This is a genomic window from Streptomyces sp. NBC_00178, assembly GCF_036206005.1.
Taxonomy (GTDB): domain Bacteria; phylum Actinomycetota; class Actinomycetes; order Streptomycetales; family Streptomycetaceae; genus Streptomyces.
Genome location: NZ_CP108143.1, coordinates 2656883 through 2670919, shown reverse-complemented (window position 1 = coordinate 2670919; position 14037 = coordinate 2656883). Strand labels below are relative to the sequence as shown.

At 72.2% G+C, this 14037-nt stretch carries 11 protein-coding genes; 8 read left to right on the top strand and 3 right to left on the bottom strand.

The window, feature by feature from the left end:
- The first annotated feature begins 168 nt into the window (after window positions 1–168).
- Both OHT61_RS11445 and OHT61_RS11440 read left to right on the top strand, forming a co-directional pair.
- Entirely contained in the window at window positions 169–483 is a 315-nt protein-coding gene (locus OHT61_RS11445; protein ID WP_329037479.1) for a hypothetical protein, read from the top strand.
- A 108-nt stretch (window positions 484–591) separates the two neighbouring features.
- Entirely contained in the window at window positions 592–873 is a 282-nt protein-coding gene (locus OHT61_RS11440; protein WP_329037477.1) for a hypothetical protein, read from the top strand.
- A gap of 243 nt (window positions 874–1116) precedes the next feature.
- On the opposite strand, the gene OHT61_RS11435 is transcribed toward OHT61_RS11440, so the two are convergent.
- Together OHT61_RS11435 and OHT61_RS11430 are read right to left on the bottom strand one after the other, a co-directional pair.
- Window positions 1117–1530 (bottom strand): RidA family protein, encoded by a 414-nt coding sequence (locus OHT61_RS11435; RefSeq protein ID WP_329037475.1) that lies wholly within the window; start codon window positions 1528–1530, stop codon window positions 1117–1119.
- A gap of 101 nt (window positions 1531–1631) precedes the next feature.
- A complete protein-coding gene (locus OHT61_RS11430) occupies window positions 1632–3119 on the bottom strand; it encodes a PucR family transcriptional regulator (protein ID WP_329037473.1) in 1488 nt (495 codons plus the stop codon).
- A 122-nt stretch (window positions 3120–3241) separates the two neighbouring features.
- On the opposite strand from OHT61_RS11430, the gene OHT61_RS11425 reads away from it, so the two are divergent.
- The 3 genes from OHT61_RS11425 (at window position 3242) to OHT61_RS11415 (ending at window position 7504) form a co-directional block, all read left to right on the top strand.
- Complete coding sequence (locus tag OHT61_RS11425; RefSeq protein WP_329037471.1) at window positions 3242–4705, top strand: sodium:solute symporter; 1464 nt, start codon at window positions 3242–3244, stop codon at window positions 4703–4705.
- Window positions 4706–4856: 151 nt separating this feature from the next.
- Window positions 4857–5825: an agmatinase gene (gene speB / locus OHT61_RS11420; protein ID WP_329037469.1), complete on the top strand. Its 969-nt coding sequence runs from the start codon at window positions 4857–4859 to the stop codon at window positions 5823–5825.
- Window positions 5822–7504, top strand: coding sequence for a thiamine pyrophosphate-binding protein (locus OHT61_RS11415; RefSeq protein WP_329037467.1), 1683 nt, complete (start codon window positions 5822–5824; stop codon window positions 7502–7504). The genes speB and OHT61_RS11415 overlap by 4 nt, the downstream gene beginning before the upstream one ends.
- A gap of 54 nt (window positions 7505–7558) precedes the next feature.
- Here the strand turns inward: OHT61_RS11415 and OHT61_RS11410 are convergent, their stop codons facing one another.
- Entirely contained in the window at window positions 7559–7915 is a 357-nt protein-coding gene (locus OHT61_RS11410) for a hypothetical protein (RefSeq protein ID WP_329037465.1), read from the bottom strand.
- A 183-nt stretch (window positions 7916–8098) separates the two neighbouring features.
- Between OHT61_RS11410 and OHT61_RS11405 the strand changes: the two genes are divergently transcribed.
- From OHT61_RS11405 to OHT61_RS11395, 3 genes are all read left to right on the top strand, one after another.
- Entirely contained in the window at window positions 8099–11833 is a 3735-nt protein-coding gene (locus tag OHT61_RS11405) for an ABC transporter ATP-binding protein (protein WP_329037463.1), read from the top strand.
- A 163-nt stretch (window positions 11834–11996) separates the two neighbouring features.
- Window positions 11997–12401 (top strand): hypothetical protein, encoded by a 405-nt coding sequence (locus OHT61_RS11400; RefSeq protein ID WP_329037460.1) that lies wholly within the window; start codon window positions 11997–11999, stop codon window positions 12399–12401.
- A 76-nt stretch (window positions 12402–12477) separates the two neighbouring features.
- Window positions 12478–13959 (top strand): S28 family serine protease, encoded by a 1482-nt coding sequence (locus tag OHT61_RS11395; RefSeq protein WP_329037458.1) that lies wholly within the window; start codon window positions 12478–12480, stop codon window positions 13957–13959.
- Window positions 13960–14037 lie beyond the last annotated feature (78 nt).

Genomic DNA, 14037 nt, shown 5'->3' with positions numbered 1-14037 from the left:
TGAGACGCTGCTGCGTCTCCTTCAGCCGGTCCCGTCGGCCCCGGCGGACCGCCGGCCGCCCCCTCCCCCCGAGTGCGATTCCGGTCCGGCGCGAGAGCGGTCGCTGTGGCTCGCGATGTACGGGATCGACATCAGGCGCTGCCCTGGGTGCGGCGTGGGGTGGGTCGTATGACCGGTCCGACCCCCGACGCGCCGCGACTGCTGCCGTGGGCCGGGCCGGAGGGCAAGCCCTGTTACGTCCTCGGTGACGGCACGGGGTACGTCTCCCGGATGGCGGACGGCGTCGAGAGTGTGCAGCTCGGCATGGCCGCCGAACTGCTCTGTCACGCCGACGACATGCGCGACGATCCGCATGTGACGCTCCCTCAACTGCGATTCCTCGTGGCGCGTATCGCCGAGTCGCTACGGGACGTCCACCGGATCGCGCGGAGCAGGGGCGAACGCCTTTCCGCCCGAGAGTCCGGGCCGGTGGGTCGGATCTGACCGGCGGGGGCGTCGGGCGCGGTTCGCGGTGGGTGGCCGGTCATGCGGAATTCCCCCTTCCGAATATAACGCTTGACGTGTCAAATAAAGGTGGCTTAAATCCCTTCCATGATCAAGAAATTCTGGCACCTCGGTGCCGGTGTCCTCATGGCCACCACCGCCGCCACCGGTCTTGTCACCGCCGGTGTCGCCCACGCCGCGGAGCTGCACAACGACAGGGTCGGCACCTACTACGGCACCCCTCAGCAGACGCCGTACGTGCAGTGCAAGTTCGAGGCCGATGACAGGAACAAGAGTCAGTACGGCAGCACGAACCCCCGCCCGGAGTTCTACTACTGCGCCGAAGGTGACGGCATCTCCTACAACCTGTGGTGGGCGCACTACCGCTGACCGGGCCGTAGGAGGCTCGACGCACACGCTCGGCCGGAAGCCCCCGGTCGAGCGTTCTGCTGCCCGGCGGGGGTCCGATGGTGACGGCATGACACGCCGGTCCCTCACGGGTGCCGAGGCCGCTCCCGCCGCTCGGTCCGGAGGGCGGGCCGTGCTGCGTCCTCGGTGCCGGGGTGCGCGACGACCGGCACGGGGTGCGCCGCCTCGACGTGCCTTCCCGCAGCGCGTGCCGGGGAGCCGCCGTCAGGAGTCGTCGCGTACGGCGGCGACGGCTTCGATTTCGACGAGCTGGTCGCGGTACCCGAGGACCGTGACGCCCAGCAGCGTGCTCGGGGCGTCGTGGTCGCCGAAGCCGGCCCGGACCACGCGCCAGGCGGTCACGAGGTCCTCCTGCCGCGAGGACGCGACGAGCACCCGCGTGCTGATGACGTCGTCCAGGCGGGCGCCCGCGTCGCCGAGTGCGGTGCGCATGTTCTCGAACGCCTTCGCCGCCTGGCCCGCGTAGTCGCCGACCGCCGCCGTCGAACCGTCCTCGTTCAGCGGGCAGGACCCGGCGAGGAAGATCAGGCGTGCGTCGGCGGGGGCGGTGGCGGCGTAGGCGTACTCGGCCACGTCGGACAGGGAAGCCGACCTGATGAGTGTGACCGTGCGGGCCATGGGGGTTCACGTCCTTCAGGGGTAGGGGGAGGAGCCGCCCCATCCTCACAGGGGGCCGTCGTCGCCGCCCCGTCTTTTCCTTCGGGCCGGGCCGGGCGACGTCATCCCTGCCGCAGTGCGAACCACAGCTCCGTCCGTACGTCCATGTCGTCCAGGTCCGCGTCCAGCAGCGCCGCACACCGGGCGATGCGCTGGCGGACCGTGTTGCGGTGGACCTTGAGCGCCACCGCCGTGCGGTCCCAGCTGCCGTGGAGGCTCAGCCAGCAGCGCAGCGTCTCGGCCAGTGGTTCGGTGAGCGGGGCCAGCAGTGCGCGGGCGTGGGCCTCGGCGCGGTCGGCCGGGATCAGCGCGGACAGTCCTCCGGTGCCGGGGCCGTGGGTGCCGAGCGGGGTGCGGGTCGCCTCGGCGTGGCCCAGGGCCCGGGATGCCTGGGTGTCGGCGTCGGGCAGGGCGGTGACCGGGGCGGGGCCGGAGACGCCGAGGGTCCAGCCGGGCTGCGGGCCCACCGGTTCGTGCGGGCCGGGGAGCAGGATGCGTACGGTCTCCCGGTCCGTGTCCGACAGGGCCGAGCCCAGGGTCGCGCCGAGGGCTCCGGCGCTCAGCGCGTCGGCCGGGGAACCGTCGGCGCGGCGGGCGTGGACCACCGTCCAGGAGTCCCCGGCGCCCAGCAGCGGGGCGACGTCCTGCGGCGCCGCGCCCAGGAGGAGGCGTACGAGCGCGGCCGAACGTCCCGCCGCGTCGGCGCCCTGGTGCGGGGCGGTGAGCAGGGACAGCAGCACGACGGCGATCCCCGCGACGGTGTGGTCGCCGGAGTCGCGGCGGGGCGTCGCCAGGGCGAGGGCCAGTCCCTGGCCGCCGCCGAGCGCGTACGCGAACAGATGGGTGCCGCCCCGGGTGTCGGTAGCTGACGCGGGGCTCGGCTTCCGGCCCGGGGCGGCACCGGGGGCGGGCGGCGCCCCGGGCAGCGCGGCGGGTGCCACCACACGGGCGAGCCGGGCCAGCGCCGTGCGCACGTCCGGCGCCGTGCGCCCGCCCGCCGCGTGCAGCACCTCGCCGTCCGCGGTGAGGAGCGCGACCCGTCCGTCCAGCTGCACGGCGAGCTGCCGGAGCACCGCGGGCACCGGGTCGGGGCGGGCGGCGGCGGTCGCCAGGGCCTGCTGGGCCCGGGTCACCCGGCGCAGCTCGCGGTGCCGGGCCTCGGCCATGAGCCGCCACACCGCCCGGGCGATCGTGGTGAAGCGGGTCTCGCGGGGCACCTCCACGAGCGGCAGGCCGTGCCGCTCGCAGGCCTCCACCAGCGCGTCCGGGACCGTGTCGTGCACCGGGGCCACCCCGAAGCCCAGTGCCGAGGCGCCCGCCTGCACGAGCCGGGCGACATAGGTGTCCGCGTCCGTGAGCTGGACCCCGGCCGTCAGCAGCAGCTCGCCGCCGAGCAGATAGGGATACGGGTCGGCCATCTCCGAGGTGTGCACCCACAGCAGGTCGGCGTGCTCCGGACCGGCGATCCGGCGCAGGCCGAGTTCCTCCCTGGCCAGCAGTTCGGCCAGCGGGATCGGAGGGGCGGGCGGCCCGGCGGGGGAGTCCGGCATGGATGGTCCATCCACTCGGAGTGGTCAGGGTGGAGGAAACGTACACTTCAGCGTCGGCTTTCGGCCACCTAGCGTCTTCCTGACCACACGACCCGGAGCGCAATCGAGACGGAGGAAGGCCCATGGCTGTCGACTACGCGGTGATCGTCGTCTATCTGGCCGGCATGCTCGCCATGGGCTGGTGGGGCATGCGCCGCGCCAGGTCCAAGAGCGAGTTCCTGGTCGCCGGGCGGAGGCTGGGCCCCTGGATGTACTCCGGGACCATGGCCGCGATCGTCCTCGGCGGAGCCTCGACGATCGGCGGCGTGGGCCTCGGCTACCAGTACGGCCTGTCCGGCGCCTGGATGGTCTTCACCATCGGCCTCGGGCTGCTCGCCCTGTCCGTCTTCTTCTCGGCCCGCATCGCCCGGCTGAAGGTCTACACCGTCTCCGAGATGCTCGACCTGCGCTACGGCGGCCGGGCCGGAGTCATCTCCGGCGTCGTGATGTGGGCGTACACGCTGATGCTCGCGGTGACGTCGACCATCGCCTACGCCACCATCTTCGACGTCCTGTTCGACGTGAACCGCACCGTCGCGATCATCCTCGGCGGCACCATCGTCGTCGCCTACTCGACGCTCGGCGGCATGTGGTCGATCACGATCACCGACATGGTGCAGTTCGTCGTCAAGACGATCGGTGTCCTGCTCCTGCTCCTCCCGATCGCCGTGGTGAAGGCGGGCGGCTTCAGCGAGATGAAGGCGAAGCTCCCGACGGAGTACTTCGACCCGCTGGGCATCGGCGGCGAGACGATCTTCACGTACGTCCTGATCTACACCTTCGGCATGCTCATCGGACAGGACATCTGGCAGCGCGTGTTCACCGCCCGCAGCGACCGTACGGCGCGCTGGGGCGGCACCGTCGCGGGTACGTACTGCCTGGTCTACGCGGTCGCCGGGGCCGTCATCGGGACCGCCGCCAAGGTGATGTACCCGAAGCTGCCCAGCGCCGACGCCGCGTTCGCGACGATCGTGAAGGACGAACTGCCGGTCGGCGTGCGCGGACTGGTGCTGGCCGCCGCGCTCGCCGCGGTGATGTCCACGTCCTCCGGCGCGCTCATCGCCTGCGCGACCGTGGCCAACAACGACATCTGGTCGCGGCTGAGGGGCGCCGTCGTCCGGGAGGGCGGCGAGGAGCGGGACGAGGTGAAGGGCAACCGGGCCTTCATCCTCATCATGGGCGTGGCCGTCATCGTGATCGCCATCGCGCTCAACAACGTCGTCGAGGCCCTGACCGTCGCCTACAACCTGCTGGTCGGCGGACTGCTGGTACCGATCCTGGGCGGTCTGCTGTGGCGTCGCGGGACGGCGGCCGGTGCGCTGGCCGCCGTGGCCGTCGGCGGTGCGGCCGTGATCGGGCTGATGGCGGGCTACGGGATCCTCGCCAACGAGCCGGTCTACTACGGGCTGATCGCCTCGCTCGCCGTGTACGTCGTCGTCTCGCTGGCGACGAAGCCGACCGACGCGGCCGTGCTGGCCGCCTGGCGGGAGCGTCTGGCCGGCCGGGCCGCCGAGGAACCGGCCCCGCAGGACCCGGTCAACGTCTGACCGCCGTCCGACCGGCCGCCGCCCCGTCCGGCCGGGCCGGGGTCCGTACCGGCCCGCCGCCGGACCGGACCGCGGCCCGGTCTCCTGACACACTGATTACCGTATGAACGCCCACAAGGCGTGCACGGCTCAACGAAAGGCACCCGCACCCATGAGCAGCAACGAAGCGCCGCGCGGCCCCGTCGACTCCTCCCGCGTCCCGCGGTACGCGGGACCCGCGACGTTCGCCCGGCTGCCGCGGCTCGACGAGGTCGGCACCGCCGATGTCGCCGTCGTCGGCGTGCCTTTCGACAGCGGCGTCTCCTACCGCCCCGGCGCCCGCTTCGGCGGCAACGCCATCCGTGAGGCCTCGCGCCTCCTGCGCCCCTACAACCCCGCGCAGGACGCCTCCCCCTTCGCTCTGGCCCAGGTGGCCGACGCGGGTGACATCGCCGCGAACCCCTTCAACATCAACGAGGCCGTCGAGACCGTCGAGGCGGCGGCCGACGACCTGCTCGGCACCGGCGCCCGGCTGATGACGCTCGGCGGCGACCACACCATCGCCCTGCCGCTGCTGCGTTCCGTCGCCAAGAAGCACGGGCCCGTCGCCCTGCTGCACTTCGACGCGCACCTGGACACCTGGGACACCTACTTCGGCGCGGAGTACACCCACGGGACCCCGTTCCGCCGGGCCGTCGAGGAGGGCATCCTCGACACCGAGGCGCTGTCCCACGTCGGCACCCGCGGTCCGCTGTACGGCAAGCAGGACCTCACCGACGACGCCAAGATGGGCTTCGGCATCGTGACCTCAGCCGACGTCATGCGGCGCGGCGTCGACGAGATCGCCGACCAGCTGCGGCAGCGCATCGGCGACCGGCCGCTCTACATCTCCATCGACATCGACGTGCTCGACCCGGCCCACGCCCCCGGCACCGGCACCCCGGAGGCGGGCGGCCTCACCTCACGCGAGCTCCTGGAGATCCTGCGCGGGCTGTCCTCCTGCCACCTCGTCTCGGCCGACCTGGTCGAGGTCGCCCCGGCGTACGACCACGCGGAGATCACGTCCGTCGCCGCCTCGCACACCGCGTACGAACTGACGACGATCATGTCCCGCCAGATCGCGGAGGGCCGCACCAAGTGAGCCACGACCACGACGACCGCCCGCAGCTCACCGCCGCGCAGGCCGAGGCCGCCCTGAACCCGCCGCCCGGCCGCAACGGCGGCGACCTGGCGGTCGAGACCCTCCAGGGCCTCGGCGCCACCACCGTCTTCGGGCTCCCCGGCCAGCACGCGCTCGGCATGTTCGACGCACTGCGCCGCTCCTCGCTCGCGTACATCGGGCTGCGGGTGGAGAACAACGCGGGCTTCGCCGCCGACGCCTACGGCCGGATCACCGGCGAGGTCGCACCCCTGCTGCTCTCCACCGGCCCCGGCGCCCTGACCTCGCTGGCCGCGCTCCAGGAGGCGGCCTCGGCCTCGGCCCCCGTGCTGGCGATCTCCAGCCAGATCCCGACCGCCGGGCTCGGCGGCGGACGCCACGGCTACCTGCACGAACTCCGCGACCAGCAGGCGTCCTTCCGCGGTGTCGTGAAGTCCGTGCACACGGTGCGCACGGCGTCGCAGATCCCCTCAGCGATCGCGGCCGCCTGGGAGTCCGCCCTGACCGCCCCGCACGGGCCGGTCTGGGTCGAGATCCCGCAGGACGTGCTGCTCGCCGAGACGGTCCTGCCCGTCGTCAGCGCGCTCGACGCGACCCCGCGCGAGCTCTACCCGCGCCCCGAGCTGACCGTCGCGGCCGCCCACCTGCTGTCGAAGGCCGAACGCCCGGCGATCATCGCGGGCGGCGGCGTCGTCCGCTCGGACGCGGCGGGCAAGCTGCTCGCGCTCGCGGAGAGGATCGACGCCCCCGTCGTCACCACCTTCGGTGGCAAGGGCGCCTTCCCGTGGGAGCACCCGCTCTCCCTCCAGTCCTGGCTGGAGGACCGGTACACCACGGACTTCCTGGAGTCCGCGGACGTGCTGCTGGTCGTCGGGTCCGGACTCGGCGAGCTGTCCTCGAACTACCACACCTTCGCCCCGCGCGGCCGGGTGATCCAGATCGAGGCCGACGCCGGGAAGCTGGAGTCCAACCACCCCGCGCTGGGCATCCACTCAGACGCCCGGCAGGCGCTGTCCGACCTCCTGGACGCGGTGGAGCCCCGCCGGGACGAGAGCGCGGCCGAGCGCGTGCGCGCGCTGCTCGGCAAGGTCCGCGACCGCATCGCGGCGCAGGAGCTCACCCTGGAACAGCAGGTGCTCGACTCCGTACGCCAGGCGCTGCCCGACACCTCGCCCAGTTTCTGGGACATGACGATCCTGGCCTACTGGGCCTGGTCGGCCTTCGACGCCCGCCACCCGAACACCATGCACTCGGCGCAGGGCGCGGGCGGCCTCGGCTACGGCTTCCCGGCCGCGATCGGCGCGGCCGCCGCCGACCGGAGCCGTCCCGTGCTCGCGGTCTCCGGTGACGGCGGCGCGATGTACTCGATCGCGGAGCTCGCCACCGCGCGGCAGTACGACCTGCCCGTCACCTGGCTGATCGTCGACGACGGGGGCTACGGCATCCTGCGCGAGTACATGACGGGCGCCTTCGGCGAGGCCACGGGGACCGAGCTGTCCCGCCCGGACTTCGTCGCCCTCGCCGAGTCCTTCGGGGTGCCCGCCGTGCGCACGACCCCGGAGTCCCTGGCCGCCGACCTCGGCAAGGCCCTGGCGGCCCCCGGCCCGTCCGTGGTCGTGCTCCCGGCCCTGCTGAGGATGTTCGAGCCGACGCACCTTTAGCGGAACCCGTGCGGCCGGGTCCGGGCGGACAGCCCGGCCCCGGCCGCACCCGCTTCACCGGGTCTTGTCGATCTCCGCCTTCTGGACGGCGACGCCCTCGTGGAAGCGCTCCTGAAGCGCCCCGTCACGCAGGGAACCCGGCAGGTCCCGCCCCGAGGGCAGCAGATCCGGGAGGGACCTGAACACCGCCGCCGCCCGGCCGCCCCTGTTGTTGGCGGTCGCCGTCTGCAGGTACTTCCCGGCCAGGTGGAGGTGCACGGTCAGGTGCTTCGAGGGCTCCAGGAGCAGCTTGCGCTGCACGTCGGACCTGCTGAGCGAGTGATGATCACCCTCGGCGAGCCGCCCCAGCTCCGCCAGCGCCGCGTACAGCCGGCCGCAGAGGTAGGCGTCTGTCTTCTGGTCGTTCGCCATCGTCGTTCCCCGTTCCATGAGCGCGTCGTCCGCGCGCCCATACCTACCCCGGTCGTCCCAGGACCACCCGAGCGGTGTCCCGGACCATGGACCGGGTTTTGTTGCGGAAGGATGAAATCCGGGGGTGGCGGCGTTGGGGAATTGCGGTAGGCCAGGTGGGGCGGAGCGACACAGGAGGTACGGGTGGCAGGCGCGGAGGAACAGGGGTGGGTCCGGAGGCTGACCGGGTACGCCTGGCGGTACCGGCGCAACGTGGTGCTGGCGCTCGGTTCCTCTCTCGCCGGCATGGCCGTGCTCGCCCTCGTGCCGCTGATCACCAAGGTGATCATCGACGACGTGGTCTCCGACAGCACCAGCTCGATCGGCCTCTGGACGGGCCTGCTCGTCGGCGCCGCCGTCCTCGTCTACATCACCACCTTCGTCCGCCGCTACTACGGCGGACGCCTCGCCCTGGACGTCCAGCACGACCTGCGGACCGAGATGTACTCCACCCTCACCCGCCTCGACGGGAAGCGGCAGGACGAGATCTCCACCGGGCAGATCGTGGGGCGGGCCACGAGTGACCTGCAGCTGATCCAGGGGCTCCTCTTCATGCTCCCGATGACCATCGGGAACGTCCTGCTCTTCCTCATCTCCCTGGTGATCATGGCGTGGCTGTCGCTGCCCCTGACCCTCATCGCCCTCGCCGTGGCTCCGGCCCTGTGGTTCATCGCGAGCCGCTCCAAGGCCCGGCTCTTCCCCGCCACCTGGTACGCCCAGAGCCAGGCCGCCGCCGTCGCGGGCGTGGTCGACGGGGCCGTCACCGGCGTCCGGGTCGTCAAGGGGTTCGGGCAGGAGGAACAGGAGACCGGCAAGCTCCGCGAGGTCAGCCGCAAGCTCTTCGCGGGCCGGCTGCGCACCATCCGGCTCAACTCCCGCTACACCCCGGCGCTCCAGGCCGTGCCCGCGCTCGGGCAGGTCGCCATGCTCGCGCTCGGCGGCTGGCTGGCCACCAGGGGGGAGATCACGCTCGGCACGTTCGTCGCCTTCTCCACCTACCTCGCGCAGCTCGTCGGTCCGGTCCGGCTGCTCGCCGTGGTCCTCACCGTCGGTCAGCAGGCACGGGCCGGCGCGGAGCGCGTCCTGGAGCTGATCGACACCGAGCCCTCGATGCGGGACGGCACCAAGGAACTCCCGGTGGACGCCCCCGCGGGCATCGAGTTCGACGACGTCCGCTTCGGCTACGAGGACGGCCGCCCCGTCCTCGACGGCTTCTCGCTCACGGTCGAGCCCGGCGAGACCGTCGCCGTCGTCGGGTCGTCCGGCAGCGGCAAGTCCACCGTCTCGCTCCTGATCCCGCGTTTCTACGACGTCTCGCACGGGGCCGTCCTGGTCGGCGGCCACGACGTCCGCGAGCTGACCCAGGGGTCGCTGCGCGCGGCCATCGGGCTCGTACCGGAGGACAGCCTCCTCTTCTCGGACTCGGTCGGCGCGAACATCGCCTTCGGATACCCGGGAGCCACCCAGGACGAGATCGAGCGCGCCGCGCGCGCCGCACAGGCACACGGCTTCATCTCCGAGCTGCCCGACGGCTACGACACCAAGGTCGGCGAGCACGGGCTCACCCTGTCCGGCGGCCAGCGCCAGCGTGTCGCGCTCGCCCGGGCCATCCTCACCGACCCTCGCCTGCTGGTCCTGGACGACGCCACGTCCGCGGTGGACGCCCGCGTCGAGCACGAGATCCACGAGGCACTGACCGAGGTCATGCGGGGCCGCACCACCCTGCTGATAGCCCACCGGCGTTCCACGCTCGGCCTCGCCGACCGCATCGCCGTGCTCGACAAGGGGCGGCTCGCCGACATCGGCACGCACGCGGAGCTGGAGAGCCGCTCGGCGCTGTACCGGCGGCTGCTCACCGACCCGGACGAGCTGGGCGGCACCTCCCCGGGGCGCAGGCCCGCCGTGACCGTGCGGGTCGAGGACGACCGCGCCCTCCAGGACGAGCTCGACACCGAGTTCGACGTCGACCAGGGTGTGACCCCCGCCCTGTGGATCAGGCAGGAGGAGCAGCGCGAGACGGCGGCCGCGGCCGCGGGCATGCCCGCGACACCGGAGCTCCTGGCCCAGGTCGAAGCACTGCCTCCGGCCACGGACCTCCCCGACATCGACGAGGCGGGCGCGGTGCGCCCGGAGAAGTCGTACGGTCTGCGCAGGCTGCTGCGCGGCTTCGGGCCCCCGCTGCTGGTGAGTCTGCTGCTGGTCGCCGTCGACGCGGGCATGGGCCTGCTCCTGCCGGTGCTGATCCGGCACGGCATCGACGACGGCGTGACGAAGATGGCGCTCGGCGCGGTGTGGGCGGCGGCGGCGCTCGGTCTGCTCGCCGTACTCGTCCAGTGGGTGGCCCAGATCGGTGAGACCCGGATGACGGGACGGACCGGCGAACGCGTCCTGTACTCCCTGCGCCTGAAGATCTTCGCGCAGCTCCAGCGCCTGGGCCTCGACTACTACGAGCGCGAGCTGACCGGCCGGATCATGACCAGGATGACGACGGACGTGGACGCCCTGTCCACGTTCCTGCAGACCGGCCTGGTCACCGCCTTCGTCTCGCTCGTCACCTTCTTCGGCATCACGGTCGTGCTGCTCGTCCTGGACATCCAGCTCGCGCTCGTCGTCTTCGCGACACTGCCGGTGCTGATCGTCGCCACGTTCTTCTTCCGCCGCAAGAGCGTCAGGGCCTACGAGCTCGCCCGTGAGCGCATCAGCGTCGTCAACGCCGACCTCCAGGAGTCCGTCGCCGGGCTGCGGATCGTGCAGGCGTTCCGGCGCGAGACCGACGGCGCGGAGCGGTTCGCGAAGCGCAGCGACCACTACCGTCAGGCCAGGGTGCGCGGGCAGTGGCTGATCTCGGTCTACTTCCCGTTCGTGCAGCTGCTGGCCTCGGTCGCGGCGGCCGCCGTGCTGATGGTCGGCGCGCACCGTGTCGACAACGGCACGCTTACCGCCGGAGCGCTGGTCGCCTACCTCCTCTACATCGACCTGTTCTTCGCCCCCGTGCAGCAGCTGTCCCAGGTCTTCGACGGCTACCAGCAGGCCAGCGTCTCCCTCGGCCGGATCCAGGAACTCCTGCGGGAGCCGACGTCCACGGCCGACGACGAGGAGGCACTGGACGTCACGTCGCTGCGCGGCGAGATCGCGTTCGAGGACGTGTCGTTCGCGTACAGCGGTGACGAGGAGGCACTCACCGGTGTCGCCCTGCGGATCCCGGCCGGTCAGACGGTCGCGTTCGTCGGTGAGACGGGGGCGGGCAAGTCCACGCTGGTCAAGCTCGTGGCCCGGTTCTACGACCCGACCAGCGGACGGGTCACGGCGGACGGCACGGACCTGCGGCGGCTCGACCGGACGGCGTACCGGCACCGGCTCGGAGTCGTGCCCCAGGAGTCCTACCTGTTCGAGGGGACGGTGCGCGACGCCATCGCCTACGGGCTCCCCGAGGCGACCGACGCGCAGGTCGAGGCCGCGGCCAGGGCGGTGGGCGCGCACGACATGATCGCCACCCTGGAGGGCGGCTACCTGCACGGGGTCGCCGAGCGGGGCCGCAACCTCTCGGCGGGCCAGCGCCAGCTCATCGCCCTGGCCAGGGCCGAACTCGTCGACCCCGACATCCTGCTGCTCGACGAGGCGACCGCCTCGCTCGACCTCGCCAGCGAGGCCCAGGTGACGCTGGCCACGGACCGGCTGGCGGGCCGCCGCACCACCCTGGTGGTCGCGCACCGGCTGACCACCGCCGCCCGCGCGGACCGGGTCGTGGTGATGGACCGGGGCCGGGTCGCCGAGGACGGCACGCACGACGAGCTGCTGGCCATGGACGGCACGTACGCCCGGCTGTGGCGCACCTTCATAGGTGAGGGCATAGGGGAGGACACCCCGGCCGGGGTGTGAGGTCCGCCGGACGGCTCGTGCCTCGGGGAGGTTCCGGGAGTGCGGTCCGCCGTCCGTCGCGCCGTCCCCGGAACCCGATGGCCCTCCCCGTGCGTCGTACGCCCGTACGTGCGTGTGTCCGGTGTTGGTCGGTGTGTTCGAGAGGGGCGAGGGTGTGGTTGCGATGGACGGCGCGGTGAGGCAGCCGGGACGGACGGGACGGGCCGCGATGCTCGTCCTGCCGCTGCTGGGGTCGCTCGGCCTGGCGCTCGGCCCCGCCGGAACGGCTCAGGCCGACGCCGCTTCGGGCTGTTCCGGGCGGCTGGCCAGGACGGCGAAGTTCGCCACCGGCTCGCTGCGCGTCTACGAGAGCCGCTCCTACGCGTGCGCCGTGGCCGTGGCCGGGAAGCCGGGAGCGCGCCGGACGATGCGGGTGTCGCTGCAGCCCCGAGGGGGCCGGGCCGTGGTCGACGCCGGCCGGTTCACCACGATGGCGGGGCCGGTGACGGTGCACGCGCTGAACCGCTGCGTCAGGGCGTCCGGTTCCGTCGCCGGCTCGTCCGTCTCCACCGGCTGGATCCTCTGCTGACGGAGGGCCAGGGCTGGCGTGACGGGTGTTACCCGGCTAGGTTCGCGGCGTCTGTCGTGAATCAAGGGGAGGGTGCATGCGCAAGGCGCTCAGAGGCATTCTGTCGCTCGCGGTGCTCATAGGCACAGTGAGCGCGACCGGTGCCTCGGCCGGTGCGGCCACCGCCGCGCAACCGGCCGCGAAGCAGAGCAGCGGCTCCGCCGTCGGCGAGAGCAGCAACGAGGACATCAAGGACCGCATCCTGGCCATCCCGGGGATGAGCCTGATCGAGGAGAAGCCGTATCCCGGCTACCGCTTCTTCGTCCTGAACTACACCCAGCCGATCGACCACAAGCACCCGTCCAAGGGCACCTTCCAGCAGCGCATCACCCTGCTGCACAAGGACACGACCCGGCCGACGGTCTTCTTCACCAGCGGCTACAACGTCAACACCAACCCCAGCCGCAGCGAGCCGACGCAGATCGTCGACGGCAACCAGGTCTCCCTCGAGTACCGGTTCTTCACCCCCTCGCGCCCGGCCCCCGCCGACTGGTCGAAGCTCGACATCTGGCAGGCCGCCAGCGACCAGCACCGGGTCTTCAAGGCGCTGAAGAAGGTCTACTCCGAGAACTGGCTGACCACGGGCGGCTCGAAGGGCGGCATGACCGCCACCTACTTCGAGCGCTTCTACCCGAAGGACATGGACGGCGTCGTCGCCTACGTCGCCCCCAACGACGTGGTCAACGACGAGGACTCGGCCTACGACCGCTTCTTCGCCCGGGTCGGGACCAAGGAGTGCCGCGACCGGCTGGCCGGCGTCCAGCGCGAGGCCCTCGTCCGGCGCGGGCCGCTGGAGAAGAAGTTCGTGGCGTACGCCGCCGAGAACGGCCTGACGTTCAACACGGTCGGCACGCTCGACAAGGCCTACGAAGCCGTCGTCATGGACTACGTCTGGGCGTTCTGGCAGTACAGCCTGCTCGCCGACTGCGAGAGCATCCCGGCCGACGGCAAGCGCGCCACCGACCAGGAGATCTGGGACTCCGTCGACGGCATCTCGGGCTTCGCCGCCTACGCCGACCAGGGCCTCGAGACGTACACGCCGTACTACTACCAGGCGGGCACCCAGCTCGGCTCGCCCGACATCGAGCAGCCCTGGCTGGGCAAGCTGAGCCGCTACGGCTACCAGCCGCCGCGCTCCTTCGTGCCGCGTTCCATCCCCATGAAGTTCAAGCCCTCGGCCATGCGGGACGTGGACGGCTGGGTCAGGAACAACGCCCGTCACATGCTGTACGTCTACGGCGAGAACGACCCGTGGGGTGCCGAACCCTTCCGGCTCGGCCGCGGCGCCCGTGACAGCTACGTCTACACGGTGCCCGGTGGCAACCACGGCTCGAAGGTCGCCGGGCTCGTCGCCGACGAGAAGGCGAAGGCCACCGCCGCCATCCTGCGCTGGGCGGGTGTCGCCTCCCCGGCCGTGGAGGCCGACCCGGCGAAGGCGAAGCCGCTCGCGAAGTTCGACTCCCGGCTGGACAAGCGGGACGCCGAACTCCGGCGCGACCAGGGGACGCTGCGCCCCTGACGCACGAACGGGGTGCGCCCGCCGGGCGCACCCCGTAGTCCCCACCCGCCCCCGGCCGGAGGATTCCGGCCGGGGGCG